This window comes from Mycobacterium sp. AZCC_0083 (genome assembly GCF_014202335.1).
Classification (GTDB): Bacteria; Actinomycetota; Actinomycetes; order Mycobacteriales; family Mycobacteriaceae; genus Mycobacterium.
In genome coordinates this window covers 218,411-232,536 of the sequence record NZ_JACHGP010000005.1, presented here as the reverse complement: position 1 = coordinate 232,536, position 14,126 = coordinate 218,411, and the positions used below count along the sequence as shown (strand labels likewise).

The 14,126-nt window shown below is 65.8% G+C and carries 15 protein-coding genes; 6 read left to right on the top strand and 9 right to left on the bottom strand.

Annotation, left to right across the window (positions count from 1 at the left end):
- Window positions 1-132: 132 nt before the first annotated feature.
- The 3 genes from HNP02_RS14230 (at window position 133) to HNP02_RS14220 (ending at window position 2,163) form a co-directional block, all read left to right on the top strand.
- Window positions 133-1,059, top strand: coding sequence for a LysR family transcriptional regulator (locus HNP02_RS14230; protein WP_184439391.1), 927 nt, complete (start codon window positions 133-135; stop codon window positions 1,057-1,059).
- An 80-nt stretch (window positions 1,060-1,139) separates the two neighbouring features.
- Window positions 1,140-1,685 (top strand): nuclear transport factor 2 family protein, encoded by a 546-nt coding sequence (locus HNP02_RS14225; RefSeq protein WP_184439389.1) that lies wholly within the window; start codon window positions 1,140-1,142, stop codon window positions 1,683-1,685.
- A 25-nt stretch (window positions 1,686-1,710) separates the two neighbouring features.
- Window positions 1,711-2,163: a nuclear transport factor 2 family protein gene (locus tag HNP02_RS14220; protein ID WP_184439387.1), complete on the top strand. Its 453-nt coding sequence runs from the start codon at window positions 1,711-1,713 to the stop codon at window positions 2,161-2,163.
- 31 nt (window positions 2,164-2,194) lie between these two features.
- Here the strand turns inward: HNP02_RS14220 and HNP02_RS14215 are convergent, their stop codons facing one another.
- The 3 genes from HNP02_RS14215 to HNP02_RS14205 are packed head-to-tail and all read right to left on the bottom strand — an operon-like array spanning window position 2,195 to window position 5,288.
- Window positions 2,195-3,754, bottom strand: coding sequence for a tripartite tricarboxylate transporter permease (locus tag HNP02_RS14215; protein WP_184439385.1), 1,560 nt, complete (start codon window positions 3,752-3,754; stop codon window positions 2,195-2,197).
- Entirely contained in the window at window positions 3,754-4,269 is a 516-nt protein-coding gene (locus HNP02_RS14210; RefSeq protein ID WP_184439383.1) for a tripartite tricarboxylate transporter TctB family protein, read from the bottom strand. Before HNP02_RS14210 ends, HNP02_RS14215 begins: the two co-directional genes overlap by 1 nt.
- Window positions 4,269-5,288, bottom strand: a complete 1,020-nt coding sequence (locus HNP02_RS14205; protein WP_184439381.1) for a tripartite tricarboxylate transporter substrate binding protein — start codon at window positions 5,286-5,288, stop codon at window positions 4,269-4,271. Before HNP02_RS14205 ends, HNP02_RS14210 begins: the two co-directional genes overlap by 1 nt.
- Window positions 5,289-5,421: 133 nt before the next feature.
- Between HNP02_RS14205 and HNP02_RS14200 the strand changes: the two genes are divergently transcribed.
- The 3 genes from HNP02_RS14200 to prpB are packed head-to-tail and all read left to right on the top strand — an operon-like array spanning window position 5,422 to window position 8,543.
- On the top strand, window positions 5,422-6,096 hold the full coding sequence (locus HNP02_RS14200) for a GntR family transcriptional regulator (RefSeq protein ID WP_184439379.1): 675 nt from the start codon (window positions 5,422-5,424) through the stop codon (window positions 6,094-6,096).
- Between the two features lie 17 nt (window positions 6,097-6,113).
- Window positions 6,114-7,631, top strand: a complete 1,518-nt coding sequence (locus tag HNP02_RS14195; RefSeq protein ID WP_184439377.1) for an MmgE/PrpD family protein — start codon at window positions 6,114-6,116, stop codon at window positions 7,629-7,631.
- 12 nt (window positions 7,632-7,643) lie between these two features.
- Entirely contained in the window at window positions 7,644-8,543 is a 900-nt protein-coding gene (gene prpB / locus HNP02_RS14190; protein ID WP_184439375.1) for a methylisocitrate lyase, read from the top strand.
- A 32-nt stretch (window positions 8,544-8,575) separates the two neighbouring features.
- On the opposite strand, the gene HNP02_RS14185 is transcribed toward prpB, so the two are convergent.
- Genes HNP02_RS14185 through HNP02_RS14160 form a run of 6 tightly spaced genes read right to left on the bottom strand, consistent with a single transcriptional unit; the run spans window position 8,576 to window position 13,852 of the window.
- The gene (locus HNP02_RS14185; protein ID WP_184439373.1) at window positions 8,576-9,340 is read right to left on the bottom strand and encodes an HpcH/HpaI aldolase/citrate lyase family protein; all 765 of its coding nucleotides are present in this window, start codon (window positions 9,338-9,340) and stop codon (window positions 8,576-8,578) included.
- A 14-nt stretch (window positions 9,341-9,354) separates the two neighbouring features.
- Window positions 9,355-10,314 (bottom strand): aldo/keto reductase, encoded by a 960-nt coding sequence (locus HNP02_RS14180; protein WP_309241550.1) that lies wholly within the window; start codon window positions 10,312-10,314, stop codon window positions 9,355-9,357.
- Window positions 10,311-11,156 carry an ATP-binding cassette domain-containing protein gene (locus HNP02_RS14175; protein ID WP_184439371.1) on the bottom strand — a complete coding sequence of 282 codons (846 nt, stop codon included), beginning with the start codon at window positions 11,154-11,156 and terminating at the stop codon, window positions 10,311-10,313. The genes HNP02_RS14180 and HNP02_RS14175 overlap by 4 nt, the downstream gene beginning before the upstream one ends.
- Window positions 11,153-11,977 carry an ABC transporter ATP-binding protein gene (locus HNP02_RS14170; RefSeq protein ID WP_184439369.1) on the bottom strand — a complete coding sequence of 275 codons (825 nt, stop codon included), beginning with the start codon at window positions 11,975-11,977 and terminating at the stop codon, window positions 11,153-11,155. Before HNP02_RS14170 ends, HNP02_RS14175 begins: the two co-directional genes overlap by 4 nt.
- 1 nt (window position 11,978) lies before the next feature.
- Window positions 11,979-12,920, bottom strand: a complete 942-nt coding sequence (locus HNP02_RS14165) for an ABC transporter permease (RefSeq protein ID WP_184439367.1) — start codon at window positions 12,918-12,920, stop codon at window positions 11,979-11,981.
- Complete coding sequence (locus tag HNP02_RS14160) at window positions 12,917-13,852, bottom strand: ABC transporter permease (RefSeq protein ID WP_184439875.1); 936 nt, start codon at window positions 13,850-13,852, stop codon at window positions 12,917-12,919. Before HNP02_RS14160 ends, HNP02_RS14165 begins: the two co-directional genes overlap by 4 nt.
- Window positions 13,853-14,126: the final 274 nt, after the last annotated feature.

Sequence of the window (14,126 nt, the reverse complement as noted above, 5' to 3'; positions counted from 1 at the left end):
TCGTCTTGAACATCTTGGGTCCAACCTCCCCACTGCACGAGATGCCCGTCGCATCGAGATCACGCCGCTGTTCTGATCAACGTGCGTCGTTTGTCCTGGCCTGTCCAAGACCCGCTGTGATAGCCATTGGGAATGGACGTCCACTTGCGTGATCTGCGGTACTTCGTGACCACCGCGGAGTACCTGCATTTCACCCGGGCGGCGGAGGCACTGTTCGTCAGCCAGCCGGCGTTGTCCAAGCAGATTCGGTTGTTGGAAAGGCAATTGCGGGCGCCGCTGTTCGAGCGAGACCGCCGCTCGGTGCACCTCACCCCGGTCGGTGAGGCCCTGCTCCCACAGGCAAGGGAGGTGCTCGCGGCCTGGGATCACGGCCAACGGTTGCTGGCCGCGGCCACCCACACCCAAGAGGCCACGCTGTTGGTTGGCTTCAGCACCGGACTCGGTCGGGGCTTGCTCCCCGGGATCCGGATGCTCCTGGCCGACAGCGCGCCGCAGGCCCAGTTGCTGTTGCGGCAAATCTCGTGGGAGGACCCAACAGGCGGCTTGACAGCGCACGGTTCCAAGCGCACCGACGCGGCCTTCGTATGGCTGCCGTTGCCCGAATCCCACGCGTTCGAATGGATGGATGTGGCCACTGAGTCCCGCCTCGTCGCCCTGCCGGCCGATCACCCGCTGGCCGCACTAGCGCACGTCGACATCAGTGACCTGCTGGATGAACCATTCCTCGCCCTTCCCGCTGCCAGCGGCGCGCTACGGGACTACTGGCTGGCGACCGACGAGCGCCGTGGTCATCCGGTCCGTATCGGCGCAGAGATCTCGAGCACCGAAGAGGCCGTGGAAGCCCTCGCAGCCAGGCTGGGCGTCTGCCTGATCGCCGCGGGCAACGCATCGCTGGTGACTCGCGACGGCGTGGTGGTCCGACCGGTCGCCGGACTCAGTCCCAGCCGACTCGTTCTCGCGTGGCGTCGGGGCGACGACAGGCCTTTGCTCACCGCGCTGCGCCAAGCCGTCCTGGTCGCGGCCGCCGCCGAGAATCCGCCGGTACCTGACAGCTCATAACCGATGGCTATCACCGAAGCACTTGGACATCCCTCGGGCGGTCAGTCCATCCTGCTGGCAGCTTAGGAAGGCGAAAAGCGATGGCGACGTTGGGCATACCTACCCTCAGGCTGGCGGCTGCTCTAACGCTTACGGGTTTGGTGATGCTGTCTGGTTCACCCAACGCTGGCGCGGTACCGCTATCGGTGCACGATCAGCTGGCGGTTACCCAGACTGTCACCGGCATTGGTTTGTACAGCGATCTTCGCGAATGGGACAGGGTACTGACGATGCTGGCTGGGCAGGTGACGACGGACTACGTGAGCGTCTTCGGCGGCGATGTCGAAACCGCGTCGCGGACAGATCTCGTCGGGCAATGGCGCGCCACTTTGCAGGGCTTCGATGCAACCCAGCACGTGATAACCAATGTGGCAGTGGACGGTTCAGGTGACGAGGCGACGGCGCGTTCTCATGTCCGAGCTACGCATCGGATCGATGATCGGTTCTGGACCCTCGGCGGTGTGTACATTCACCGACTCGTTCGCACGGCGGATGGCTGGCAGGTGATCTTCATGGGCATTCAGCGTCTCTACGAGGAGGGCGACCGTGCTCTGGTGCAAGAAGCGTCGCGGCGCTCCGCTGGCTGAGGCTGCTGTCATCATGATTCGGCAATTGAGTGCACTCGTTCTCGTCGCGGCAGGCCTGCTCACCGGGTGTGCGGAGGATCTCACGGAGCCTGCGCCAGCCGAGGCCGTGGCCGATCGGGCAATGGATCGGTTCACGAGCGCGTGGCGTACCGGGGAGTGGCTTCCCTTCCTCGAGATGGCCACGCCCGAGTTCAGCTTCTGGTTCCCGGTTGGGCCACATGTGGGGATGCACGAAGGATTTTCCGGTCGCGAGGTGTTGGGCCGATGGGCTCTGGCGAACGGCACCAGCGGGGCGCGACTCGAAGGTGTAGTGAAGTCGAGGGTCGCCACCGGTTCGCGGGTCATCTACGAAACCGAAGCGACGGGAACGGCCGGTCCGGCACTGAACTACCGCAACTGGGAAGTAATCGTGCTGACCGTTTCTGGGGATCGGATCAGTGGCCTGCACGAATACTGGGGAAGCTTCCCGCCTGCGTGACTGCCGCTATTGCACTACAGCGCAGTAAGTTTCATGGTCGGCCCCTGCCAGGGGCCTCGTCCACGTGATCGGCCTCGTGTTCGCCCGCTGACGCCACGACTGCCTCTCGGGAGGCGCGGCGGCGAAGGACATATCCGCCGACCAGCATGGCTGCCAGGGTCAGATAGACGACGATCGTGAACGGGGTGCTGACGAGCGTGAGCACGTCACCGCCTGCGATGTCGAGCGCGCGGCGCAGCTGGACCTCGGCGAGCGGCCCGAGGATCGCACCGACGACCATCGGGGAGATCGGGAATCCGAACCTGCGCATGAGGTAGCCGATCGCGCCGAGAACCAAGAGCAGGCCCACGTCGTAGGTCGAACCGTTGACGGCGTACGTACCGAGCAGGGCAAAGGTCATGATCGCCGCGAACAGGTAGGGCTTGGGAATCTCGAGAATCTTCACCCACAGGCCGACGAGCGGCAGATTCAGCGCCAGCAGAATGACATTGGCGATGAGCAGGCTTGCGATCAGTCCCCACACCAGGGCCGACTGTGTTTCGAGTAGCTGTGGGCCGGGCTGGATTCCGTACTGCTGGAATGCGACGAGGATGACGGCGGCGGTCGCCGACGTCGGGATGCCCAACGTCAACAACGGGACCAGCGTGCCCGCCGCGTTCGCGTTGTTGGCGGCCTCGGGGCCCGCCACGCCTTCGATCGCGCCTTCGCCGAACTCCTCCTTGCGCTTGGACAGTCGCCGCTCCATCGCATAGGACAGGAACGTCGGAATCTCGGAACCGCCAGCGGGAATGACGCCGAGCGGGAAACCGACTCCGGTGCCCCGCAGCCACGGCTTCCACGAGCGCGCCCAATCCTCGCGCGTCATCCACTTCTTGCCCTTGTCCAGATGGAGCATGTCGAAGTGGCTCGAAACCTGTTGCGCTGCAACGTAGAGAACCTCGCCCACCGCGAACAGCGCCACGATGAGCACAACGGTGTCGATGCCGTCGAGCAGCGAGACCTGGCCGAACACCAGCCGCTGCTGCCCACTCTGGAAGTCGATCCCGACGAGGCCGATGACGAGGCCCAAGCACATCGAGATCACGCCGCGCAGTGGCGACGAGCCGACGAGCGCGCTGACCGAGAGGAACGCGACGACCATCAGCGCGAAGTAGTCCTGCGCCCCGAGTTTCACTGCGACGCCGACCATCCACGGCGCGAAGAAGGCGAGGAGCAGGGTCGCGATCGTCCCGGCGACGAACGACCCGATGGCGGCGGTGGCAAGTGCCGCAGCGCCGCGACCTCGACGGGCCATCTTGTTGCCGTCGATCGCCGTGATGACGGAGCCGGATTCGCCTGGCGTCTTGAGCAGGATCGACGTCGTCGAACCGCCGTACATCGCGCCGTAGTAGATGCCTGCGAACATGATGAAGGCCAGCTCGGGTTCCAACCCGTACGTGAGCGGCAGCAGGAGCGCGATCGTCAGCGCGGGACCGATGCCGGGAAGCACGCCGATGAGCGTCCCGACCACGGTGCCGAGCAGCGCGAACAACAGGGCCTGAGGTGTGACCGCGACGGAAAGTCCGTGCAGGAGCCCTTCGAATCCGGACATCAGAAGCCCAAAACCCCTGCAGGCAACGAGATGTCGAGCAGTCGCGTGAACGACAGATAGATGACCACCGAGAGGACGACGCCGATCACGGCCGTGTGCACGACGTGCCTGGCGCCGAGCGCCCACGCGGTGAGCCAGAAGACCAGCGAGCTGACGATGACGTAGCCCAACGGCTCGACCCCGACGATGAAGATGACCGCCGCGGCCACGCACACCGCCAGCGGCACCCACCGGGTGCTGCGGACGTCCACGTCGCCTTCCGCCTCATCGGGCTGACCGAGGCTGCCCCTCGCCACCTGCACCATGAGCGCCAGCGACAGCGCGACGAGCAGTACGCCGACGACCTTCGGCACGAATCCGGCACCGACGCCCGACGCGGACGTCGACGCCACCTGATGGAGACCGTCCAGCAGCACCACGACACCGATCCCCAGGATCGCCACGGCGATGACCCAGTCGCCCCACGGGATCGACCTGCGCTGCGGAACCTCGGCCTGCGCGATCTCGGCGGTCACTAACCCGCCTGTTTGGCTAGGCCGAGGTCGGTCAGCACCGCCTGCACACGCTCGGTCTCTTCCTTGAGCCAGGTGGCGAATTCGGTACCGGCCAGGAAGTTGTCATTCCATCCGTTCTTCTTGACCGCGTCCGACCACGCCGAGGATCCGTGCATCCGGGTGAGCGCCTCGACGTATTGGCTCTCGAGTGCGTCATCGATACCGCCCGGCGCCATGATCGACCGCCAGTTCTGGAACTCCAGCTTGGGGTCGATCTGCGTTGCGGTCTGGGCGAAGGTGACGCCTTCGACCTGATCGGTCGACGAGATCAGCAGGCCCTTGAGGTTTCCGTTCTTGATCTGTTCGGAGAACTCGTTGAGCCCGGCGACGCCCGCCTGGACGTGGCCGCCGAGCAGTGCCGTCGTCGCCTCGCCTCCACCGCTGTACGGGACGTAGTTGACGTCGGACGGCTTCACGCCGTAGTGCTGAGCCATCAAGCCGATGAAGATTTGGTCGGCGCTTCCGGCCGAACCACCGGCAATCGCAACCGATTTGGGGTCTGCCTTGATGGCGGCGAAGAGTTCGTCGGCGTTGTTGTATGGCACGCTCTTGGGGACGACGATGACCTCGTACTCGCCAACGACGCGGGCAACCGGTGTGAGGTCGTCGAGGGTGACGTTGGTGCCATTGGTGACGATGCCGCTCATCATCGCCAGGCCCGACGCGATCAGCAGATCGCTCTTGCCCTTCTGCGGGGCCACTTGGGCAAGGGCGACCGTGCCCGACGCACCGGGAACGTTCTTGACCTCCACGCTTCGGGCCAGGCCGTCGGCCTTCATGGCCTCCTGCACCGCACGGGCCGTCTGGTCCCAGCCGCTGCCTGGCGCCGCGGGGGCGATGATCTCGACGCGCGACAGCGGTTTGAAGTCTCCGCCGGCCTGACCTCCCGACGTGCTGCCACCGGTTCCGGCGTTGCCGCCGCAGGCTGTCATGGCGAGCGCGACGGCGAAGGCCGCAGCGATGAGTGGTGGGGTTCGCATGGGGATTCCCTTCCAGGCTGACGACGATGTCGAATCGGTCAAACGTATACACAATGTCCGTCGGCTGGCAATAGATCCTGGCAATTCTTGACGGGCGGCCCGGTCGTTGACTTGGTATGTATACACTGAGGCCGTGGCATCCAAGGTTTCGAGCGCTGCGACCCGCGCCTACGAACAACTGCGATCGGAGATCGTCGAGGGTGCGCTCGGTCCAGGCACCACGCTCTACGAGGTCGAGCAATCCGAGCGCATCGGGGTGTCGCGCACCCCGGTCCGCGAGGCGTTCGGGCGTCTCGTCGCCGAGGGCCTGCTCGACGACGGGCAGGGGCGCGGCCTCGTCGTCACCGACGTCTCCGACGGCGACATCGACGCACTCTTCGAGATGCGGACCTGCCTGGAGGCGCAAGCCGCCCAGCTCGCCGCACGTCACGCCGACCCGGAAGTCTTCGCGCAGTACGCCCGCGAGTTCCGGACATGGCACAGCCCGCTGCTCGACCCCGACGTGACCGATCAGCAGGTGATCGACTACTACGCCCTGATCCGCCGCTTCGACCACGAGGTGGACGCCGCCGCGAGCAACACCTACCTGGTCGACGCCCTCGAAACGCTGCGTACGCACATCGCCAGAGTGCGCCGAAAGGCCGGCGCATCACCGGCGCGCCTGGCTGCCTCTGCCCTCGAGCACGCCCTCATCGCATCGGCGATCGCAAATCACGACGCGAGCCTGGCGGTGCACGCCACCCACGTTCATCTACACAACAGCCTCGAGCACTTCCGCCACGGCTACACCGGTCTCGGCGCTGACTGAAGGGAAGAACGCCACCCATGAGGAACCACTTGGTGCGGGTGCACCGCAGCGACGAAGGGCTGCCGAGGGACGGGCAGCTCGCGTGGGCCATGGCTCAGGTCGCTGCGGACCCGGTCGAGGTGAGCGATGAAGTCACCGAGATGATCGTCAACCGGGTCCTCGACAATGCGGCGGTCGCGGCGGCATCGATCGGACGGGCGGCGCCTTCGGCAGCTCGCGAGCAGGCCGTCGCGCACCCACCGAGTGCGGGAGGCGCAGGCGCTTCCATCTTCGGCCTGGACGCGAATGCGCACGTCAGCCCGGAGTGGGCAGCCTTCGCCAACGGAGTTGCGGTGCGGGAGTTGGACTTCCACGACACGTTCCTGGCAGCCGACTACTCCCACCCGGGGGACAACATCCCGCCCATCGTCGCGGTCGCTCAACACGTCGGCGCGGACGGACCTGCGATCGTGCGCGGCATCGCAACGGGGTACGAATTGCAGATCGACCTGGTCCGCGCAATCAGCCTGCACGCACACAAGATCGACCACGTCGCACACCTCGGCCCGTCCGCGGCAGCAGGCATCGGCACTCTGCTCGACCTGCCCGCCGACGTCATCTACCAAGCGATCGGGCAGGCGCTGCACACCACCACGGCCACCCGGCAGTCGCGCAAGGGTGAGATCTCGTCGTGGAAGGCCTATGCCCCTGCCTTCGCAGGGAAGGTCGCCGTCGAGTCCGTCGACCGCGCCATGCGCGGGCAGACCAGCCCGGCCCCGATCTACGAGGGGGAGGATGGCGTCATCGCTTGGCTGCTCGACGGGCCGGACGGACGATACGACGTTCCGCTACCGGATCCCGGTGAGCCCAAGCGTGCGATCCTGGACAGCTACACCAAGGAACACTCGGCCGAGTATCAGGCGCAGGCGTGGATCGACCTGGCCCGCAAGCTGTTTCGCGAGCACCCCGGTATCGGCGACCCGCAACGCGTGGAGAGCATCGCCATCCACACCTCCCACCACACGCACTTCGTCATCGGCTCCGGTGCTGCCGACCCGCAGAAGTACGACCCCGCCGCGTCGCGCGAAACGCTCGATCACTCATTGCCGTACATCTTCGCGGTGGCACTTCAGGACGGGGCCTGGCATCACGAAGCCTCCTACACCCCGGAGCGTGCCGCACGTGCGGACACCGTCGCGTTGTGGCAGAAGATCTCGACCGTCGAAGATCCGGTGTGGACCGAGCGCTACCACGCGGCGGGTGCTGACCAATCCTACGGCGGGCGAGTGGTGGTGACGCTGGCCGACGGCCGCCAGGTCGTCGACGAAATCAGCGTTGCGGACGCCCATCCCAGTGGCGCGCGACCATTCAGGCGCGATGACTACGTGCGGAAGTTTCGCAGCCTGGCCACGCCCGTGCTTGGCGAGGCGGAAGTGGAGCGCTTCCTCGCGCTGGCCCTGCGCCTGCCCGAACTCGGTCCAGAAGAGGTGCGGACGTTGACCTTCACCGCGCTGCCAGGCGCATTGCCCGCGGCCGGCCGGCCCGGGCTGTTCTGACCCGGGGGAACCATGCTGTACGCGACGACGACACCGGCCGACAAGCGGGCACACCTACGCAGGCGCCTGGAATCGGGCGACCTGTTGCAGTTCCCTGGGGCGTTCAACCCGTTGTCCGCCAAGCTGATCGAACGAAACGGCTTTGACGGCGTCTATGTCTCTGGTGCCGTGTTGAGCGCCGACCTCGGTCTTCCCGACATCGGATTGACCACGCTGAGTGAGGTCGCCACGCGTACCCGCCAGATCGCACGGGTCACCGAGCTGCCTGCACTCGCCGACGCCGACACGGGATTCGGTGAACCGATGAACGTGGCGCGCACCGTCCAGGAGCTCGAGGACTCCGGGCTGGCGGCACTGCACATCGAGGATCAAGTCAATCCCAAGCGGTGTGGTCACCTCGACGGCAAGCAGGTCGTGGATCAGGCCACCGCGACACAGCGCATCCGCGCGGCGGTCGATGCCCGGCGAGACCCGAATCTGGTGATCGTCGCGCGCACCGACATCCGGGCGGTCGATGGCATCGAGGCGACCATCGAACGTGCGCGGCGGCTCGTCGACGCCGGCGCCGATGCGATCTTCCCCGAGGCGTTGGAGTCGCTCGACGAGTTCGCTGCAGTGCGCTCGGCCGTCGATGTCCCGCTGCTGGCCAACATGACCGAGTTCGGCAAGAGCGAGCTGTTCACCACCGACCAGTTGCGCGAGGTCGGCGTCAACGTCGTGATCTGGCCGGTTTCGTTGCTGCGCATCGCAATGGGCGCCGCCGAGCGGGCGCTAGATACCCTCAAGGCGGAGGGATCACTGACCTCCGAGCTGGACCGGATGCAGCACCGGCGCGACCTCTACGACCTGGTGGACTACGAGAGCTACAACAGGTTCGACGAGTCGGTGTTCAACTTCCGGGTCGCCGACTGAAGCCGGCTCGCCGACTGCCGGGCCGCACTGAGCTACTTCCCCAGCGCGGCTTTCAGGTGCGCGGAGGACACCGCCTTGAGGTGGGTGAGGTCGGAGGCAACGGTGGCGAAGGTGTAGCCCTCGCTCACGCGTTTGGCCGCGATATCGCCTGCCGCAGTGTGGATGCCTGCGGCGATGCCTGCAGTCGCGGCGGCGTGCTGGATTCGGCTGAGGGCCGCTTCGAATTCGTCGTCGACGGACACGTCGTTGGGTGAGGCGCCGCCCACGGCCAGTCTGAGGTCAGAGGGTCCGACGTAGATGCCGTCGAGTCCGGGTACGGCGCAGATCGCTTCGACGTTCTCCAGGCCGAGAGGGGTTTCGATCATCGCGATGACGACGGTGTCGCGGTCGGCATCGGCGGGAGTGGGGCCGATCCGCAGCTGCGACCGCATTGGGCCGTAGGACCGGATGCCGGCGGGTGGGTACCGGGCGGCGGAGACGGCGCGGGCGGCGTCCTCCGCGGTATCGATGAGCGGGACGATGACGCCCACGGCGCCGGCATCCAGGGCCCGGCCGATGGGAGTGATGTCGTTGGCTTCGACGCGGACGATCCCGGCGGGGCCGTGCGCAGCGTCGATTGCCGTGAGTCCACGCAGCATGCCGTCGTAGCCGATGAGGCCGTGCTGGAGGTCGAGCGCGATGTAGTCCCAGCCGATGTGGGCCAGCCACTCGGTGGAGACGGGACTATCGATCACAGACCAGTACCCGAGTATCCGCTCCCGATTGCGCAACCGCGCGGCGAAGTCATTGGGGGACATGGAGAAAACAGCTCCTATCGGTTGTAAGCGGGCATCTGGCCCCGTAAGGCTGTGCCGACTTCGTCGCAGGCCACGACGAGGTCGTCGGACAACGGTCCACGTGAAAGGGAATCGATGTTGGCCTGTAGGTGAGTTGTCTTCGATCCGCCGAGCAGGATCGGCCCGGCCGCCGGCTTGGACCGCAACCACCTGAGTGCCAGTTCGGTCATGGGCAGTCCGGCGTCGTCGGCGATGCGGGACAGGGCGCCGATGGCGTCGAAGATCTGTGTGTTCCAGTACCTCTCGCGGTACATCTCGGCGAGCCGTGAGTCGCCGAAGCGGCCTTCGGTTGGCGCCTCGGTGAACTGGTGCTTGCCGGTGAGCAGCCCGCCACCGAGCGGGTTGTAGACCATCGTGGTGAGGCCGGTGACGGCCGCGTACTCGGCATATTCTTCTTCGATGCGTCGCGCGAGCAGGTTGTACAGCTGCTGGGCGACGATGGGCCGAGGAGCGCCGACGCGGTCGGCGACGCGAATGACTTCACCTATCTGCCAGGCCGCAAAATTCGAGACGCCAAGTGCGCGGATCTTGCCCTCGGCGACCAACTCGGCGACGGTCGTCAGCGTATCATCCAGGGACGCAGCGCGATCGGGCTGGTGAAGGTAGAGCAGATCGACGTAGTCAGTGCCGAGCCGGGACAGGCTGGCGTCCACGCTGAGCCGCAGACCCTTCGGAGAGAGCGGGGAGTTGCCATCGGTGTCGCCGGTGTACATGCCGGCCTTGGTCGCGATGGTGACGGAGTCACGCTTGTCGGCCAGTAACTTCGCGAGGATGCTCTCGGCGGCACCGCCGGCATACCCGTTGGCGGTGTCGATGTGGGTGATGCCGGCGTCGAGGGCGACCTCGAGTAACGCGCCTGCACCGTCGGCGTCGACGGTATCGCCGAAGGTCATGGTGCCGAGCACCATCGGCGACAAGAGGTCGGGCGTGGTCACGTCGCGGCTCCTGCGGGTTGAGGCGCGGTGGCGCGTCTTGAGGTGAGGTGACGGGGCTTGATGCCGACCATTGACGTCGGATCGAGCGCGGCGGCCCGAAGCGCCTGCGTGTACGGCTCGCGCGGATGGGCCAGAACGTCAGCGGTGGAACCCGATTCGACGACTTTGCCCTTGGACATCACGGCGACGGTCTCGCTGATCTCGCGCACCACGCCGAGGTTGTGCGAGATGAACACGTAGGTCAGTCCAGTGTCATGCTGAATCTCGCGCAGCAGGTCGAGCACCTGAGCTTGCACGGACACGTCGAGGGCGCTGGTGGCCTCATCGCAGACCAGGATCTCGGGTCCGCTCGCGAGGGCGCGGGCAATGCCGATGCGCTGCCGTTGCCCACCGGAGAACTCGGCGGGACGGCGATGCAGTGCGGTGGTCGGCAGCCCGACTCGGTCGATCAGTCCCGCAGCCGTCTCTGCCCGCTTCCGTTTGTCGCGCACCCCCTGCAGCCGAAGCGGCTCGCCGACGATGTCGACGGCGGTGAGGTGCGGATCGAGGGACCCGTAGGGGTCTTGGAAGACCATCTGCACGCGAGAGCGGAACGGGCGCAGCGCTTTCTCCGACAGTTGGGCGATGTCGGTGCCGTCGACGACGATGCGCCCCGAGGTGGGAGTGAGCAGCCGCACGATGGACTTTGCGATGGTGGACTTGCCGCAGCCGGATTCGCCGACGATGGCCACCGTCGCGCCGCGGTTCACGCTGAAACTCACGGAGTCGACGGCTCGGAACGTCCCGGTGGGTACCGGATACTCGACGACGAGGTCCTCGACGGACAACACTGTCTGGCTCATGCTGGGACCCCCGCTTTCGCTGTGCCCGCACTCCATGGACCCAGCACGGGGATCGCGTCGAGCAGCTTCTTGGTGTACGCGCTCTGCGGGCGACGCACCAGGTCCTCGGCGCCACCGTTCTCCACGAAGGCGCCGTTGCGCATTACATAGATGCGGTCGGACATCAGCCGCGCTACTCCCAGGTCGTGGGTGATCACCAGCATTCCGATTCCGGTGCGTTCCTGCAGTTCCAGGAGCAGATCGAGGATGCTGGCCTGCACGGTGACGTCGAGAGCGCTGGTGGGCTCGTCGGCGATGATCAGTTCGGGCCCTGCGGCTAGTGCACTGGCGATCAACACGCGTTGCAGCATGCCGCCGGAGAGTTGATGGGGATACTTCGCGAGTTGAGCGGCCGGATCCGAGATTCGTACCTGCTCGAGCAGCTCGATCGCCCGGCTGGTTTCCGCGGACTTGCCGCGTACCCCGCTGTGGCGCACTGCTTCTCGAAGCTGGCTTCCGATGGTGTGCACGGGGCTCAGGGCTGTCATCGGATCCTGCGGGATGAGCGCGATGTGCTTACCACGGACTTCGGCGAGTGTCTTCGGGTTGCCGAGGAGTTGGCAGTCCTTGAACCGAACGGATCCGGAGAGAACGGCGAGGTCGTCAGCCAGCAGTCCGAGAATGCCCATGGCGGTGGTGGACTTGCCGGAACCGGACTCGCCGATGATCGTGACGGTCTCGCCGGCGTCGATGCAGAAAGAGACTCCGTCGACGGCCCGGATGACACCGGTGGCGGTGACGAGCTCGATCTGTAGCTCGTCGACTGTCAGTAGATTTCCCACGTCACGCTCCAGCTCTGTTCGGACGGAATTTGTTCAACAGCCCTCGCAGGCTTGATCCGGCGGGCCGGTCACGCAGCCCGTCGCCGAGCAGATTCACGCCGACCACCAACAGAACGATGACCAGGCCCGGCAGGGTGACCAACCACCAGGAGGTGGTGATGTAGTCCTGGCCGTCGGAGATGATCCGACCCCATGTCGCGAACGGCCGTTGCGGGCCGGCACCGAGGTAGCTCAATGCGCTTTCCAGCAGGACGGCCTGAGCCAGCAGCAGGAGGACGACCAGAGATGCGGCCTTGATGACATTGGGCAGTACGTGGCGGAAAAGCGTCGCGAACTTTCCGAGCCCGAGTATGCGTGCGGCGGCGATGTAGGGCTTTTCACGCTCCACCAAGACCAATGACCTAGTGATGCGGGCGATCTCGGGCCACTGTGCGATGGCGATCACGAAGGTGATGACCGGAATGGAGGGCCCGAACAACGCGACCACGAGAAGCAGCATCATCAGCAGCGGAAGAGAGAGCTGCGCTTCGAGCAGGCGGCTGACCGCCGTGTCCACCCAGCCGCCGAGGTATCCCGCGAGGGAACCGAGGGTCAGACCGATGAGCCCGGACACGATGATCGCGAGAACACCGATGGTCAGCGATACCTGCCCGCCGAAGAGCACCCGGGCAAAGAGGTCGCGACCGAGTTGATCGGTGCCGAAGAGATGTCCGTCGGTCAGCGGTGGAAGCCGCCGCCTGCCCAAGTCGGTCGCGTCGGGCGACGGGAGCGGAAGTAGCCGGGCGAAGGCGACGGGCAGAATCACGGCGAGTGCGCAGATGCTGCCCACCCAGATCTTCAGGCGACTGTCGCGGGCGCGACGAGTGACCCCGGCGCGGGCGATGTCCTTGGCAGTGACTGCGCTGGGGCGCTGTCGGTCGGTGCTGTCGGTGACTGTGGTCATCGGTTCGTTCCCTTTCCAAGCCGTACCCGCGGGTCCAACAGCGGGTAGCAGAGATCGACGAGCAGCTGCACGAGGATCGCGAGGACGGCAGTAACGAGGACGGTGGCCTGGATCAATGGATAGTCCCTCGTTTCGAGGGCCCGCACGACCAACGAACCGACGCCGGGCCAGGCAAACACCACTTCGACGACCACGACGCCGTTGAGCATCGAGGCAAACCGCGTCCCGAGCGCGGTGAGGACGGGAATGGCGGAATTGCGCATGGCGTAGCGCCAGGTGAGTTCGCGTTCACTGGCGCCACGGGAGCGAGCCACCGTCATGTACGGCGACAGGAACGAACTGACCATCTCGCGTCGGACCATTCGGGAGATCAGCGCGATCTGGAGCACGGCCACGGTCACCGCGGGAAGGACGAGTGACGACCATTGGGTGAAGCCAGCGGACGGTAGGACCGGGATGAGCACGGCGAAGACGGTCAGCAGCATCAACCCGGTCCAGAAGTCGGGCATGGACTGTCCGGCGATGGTGACCACGTTGGCCGCTAGTTCACGGCGGCTGTCTGCGTGGCGCGCCATCCAGGTGCCAAGGGGGATGGCGATCACGGTGGTGAGCAGGATCGCCGCGATCGCCAGGGTGATCGTGTAGGGCAGCCGGCCCAGCACCACGTCGAGCGCAGGCGCCTGAAACGAGTACGACGTTCCGAGGTCGAGTTGCAGCAGCCCTTTGAGGTAAAGCAGGTACTGGACGAAGATCGATTGATCGAGGCCCATCGCGGTACGGATCTTGGCAAGGTCTTCGCTGGTGGCCAATGGACCGGCCATCGAGTACGCGGGATCGCCTGGCGCCAGCCGGATCAGTACGAAAACTGTACTGAGCGTGAGGAACACGGTGAGCACACTCTGCGCGAGCCGTTTCCCGACGTAGCCATGCAGGGCAGACCGGCGCACCTTGTTGTCGATGGGTGCCGTGCGGGGCGGGCCGAGGCTCGCTGGTTCCGCGAGTTGCTGTGTCATCTGTTCACCAACTGTCCGGTGTGCCGATTTGGGGCCGCTGAGCGCGGGGTCGCTGTAACCCAGCTCACAATGCCATTTGTGCGTGATTCGCGCAAGTCTTCGTCACTGATTGCGTATTTCATGCATGTCTGCGTATTCTATGGCTGTGCTCGTGGTCACAGTTGCAGGGTTGTGGGACCTCGGATCGGGCACC

What these genes read in the sequence shown, in the direction of transcription:
- HNP02_RS14195 (WP_184439377.1), top strand. Translation starts at nt 6,114, where the DNA reads ATGAGGAACCACTTGGTGCGGGTGCACCGCAGCGACGAAGGGCTGCCG.
- HNP02_RS14215 (WP_184439385.1), bottom strand. Translation starts at nt 3,754, where the DNA reads ATGTCCGGATTCGAAGGGCTCCTGCACGGACTTTCCGTCGCGGTCACA.
- HNP02_RS14165 (WP_184439367.1), bottom strand. Translation starts at nt 12,920, where the DNA reads ATGACCACAGTCACCGACAGCACCGACCGACAGCGCCCCAGCGCAGTC.
- HNP02_RS14225 (WP_184439389.1), top strand. Translation starts at nt 1,140, where the DNA reads ATGGCGACGTTGGGCATACCTACCCTCAGGCTGGCGGCTGCTCTAACG.
- HNP02_RS14230 (WP_184439391.1), top strand. Translation starts at nt 133, where the DNA reads ATGGACGTCCACTTGCGTGATCTGCGGTACTTCGTGACCACCGCGGAG.
- prpB (WP_184439375.1), top strand. Translation starts at nt 7,644, where the DNA reads ATGCTGTACGCGACGACGACACCGGCCGACAAGCGGGCACACCTACGC.
- HNP02_RS14175 (WP_184439371.1), bottom strand. Translation starts at nt 11,156, where the DNA reads ATGAGCCAGACAGTGTTGTCCGTCGAGGACCTCGTCGTCGAGTATCCG.
- HNP02_RS14205 (WP_184439381.1), bottom strand. Translation starts at nt 5,288, where the DNA reads ATGCGAACCCCACCACTCATCGCTGCGGCCTTCGCCGTCGCGCTCGCC.
- HNP02_RS14185 (WP_184439373.1), bottom strand. Translation starts at nt 9,340, where the DNA reads ATGTCCCCCAATGACTTCGCCGCGCGGTTGCGCAATCGGGAGCGGATA.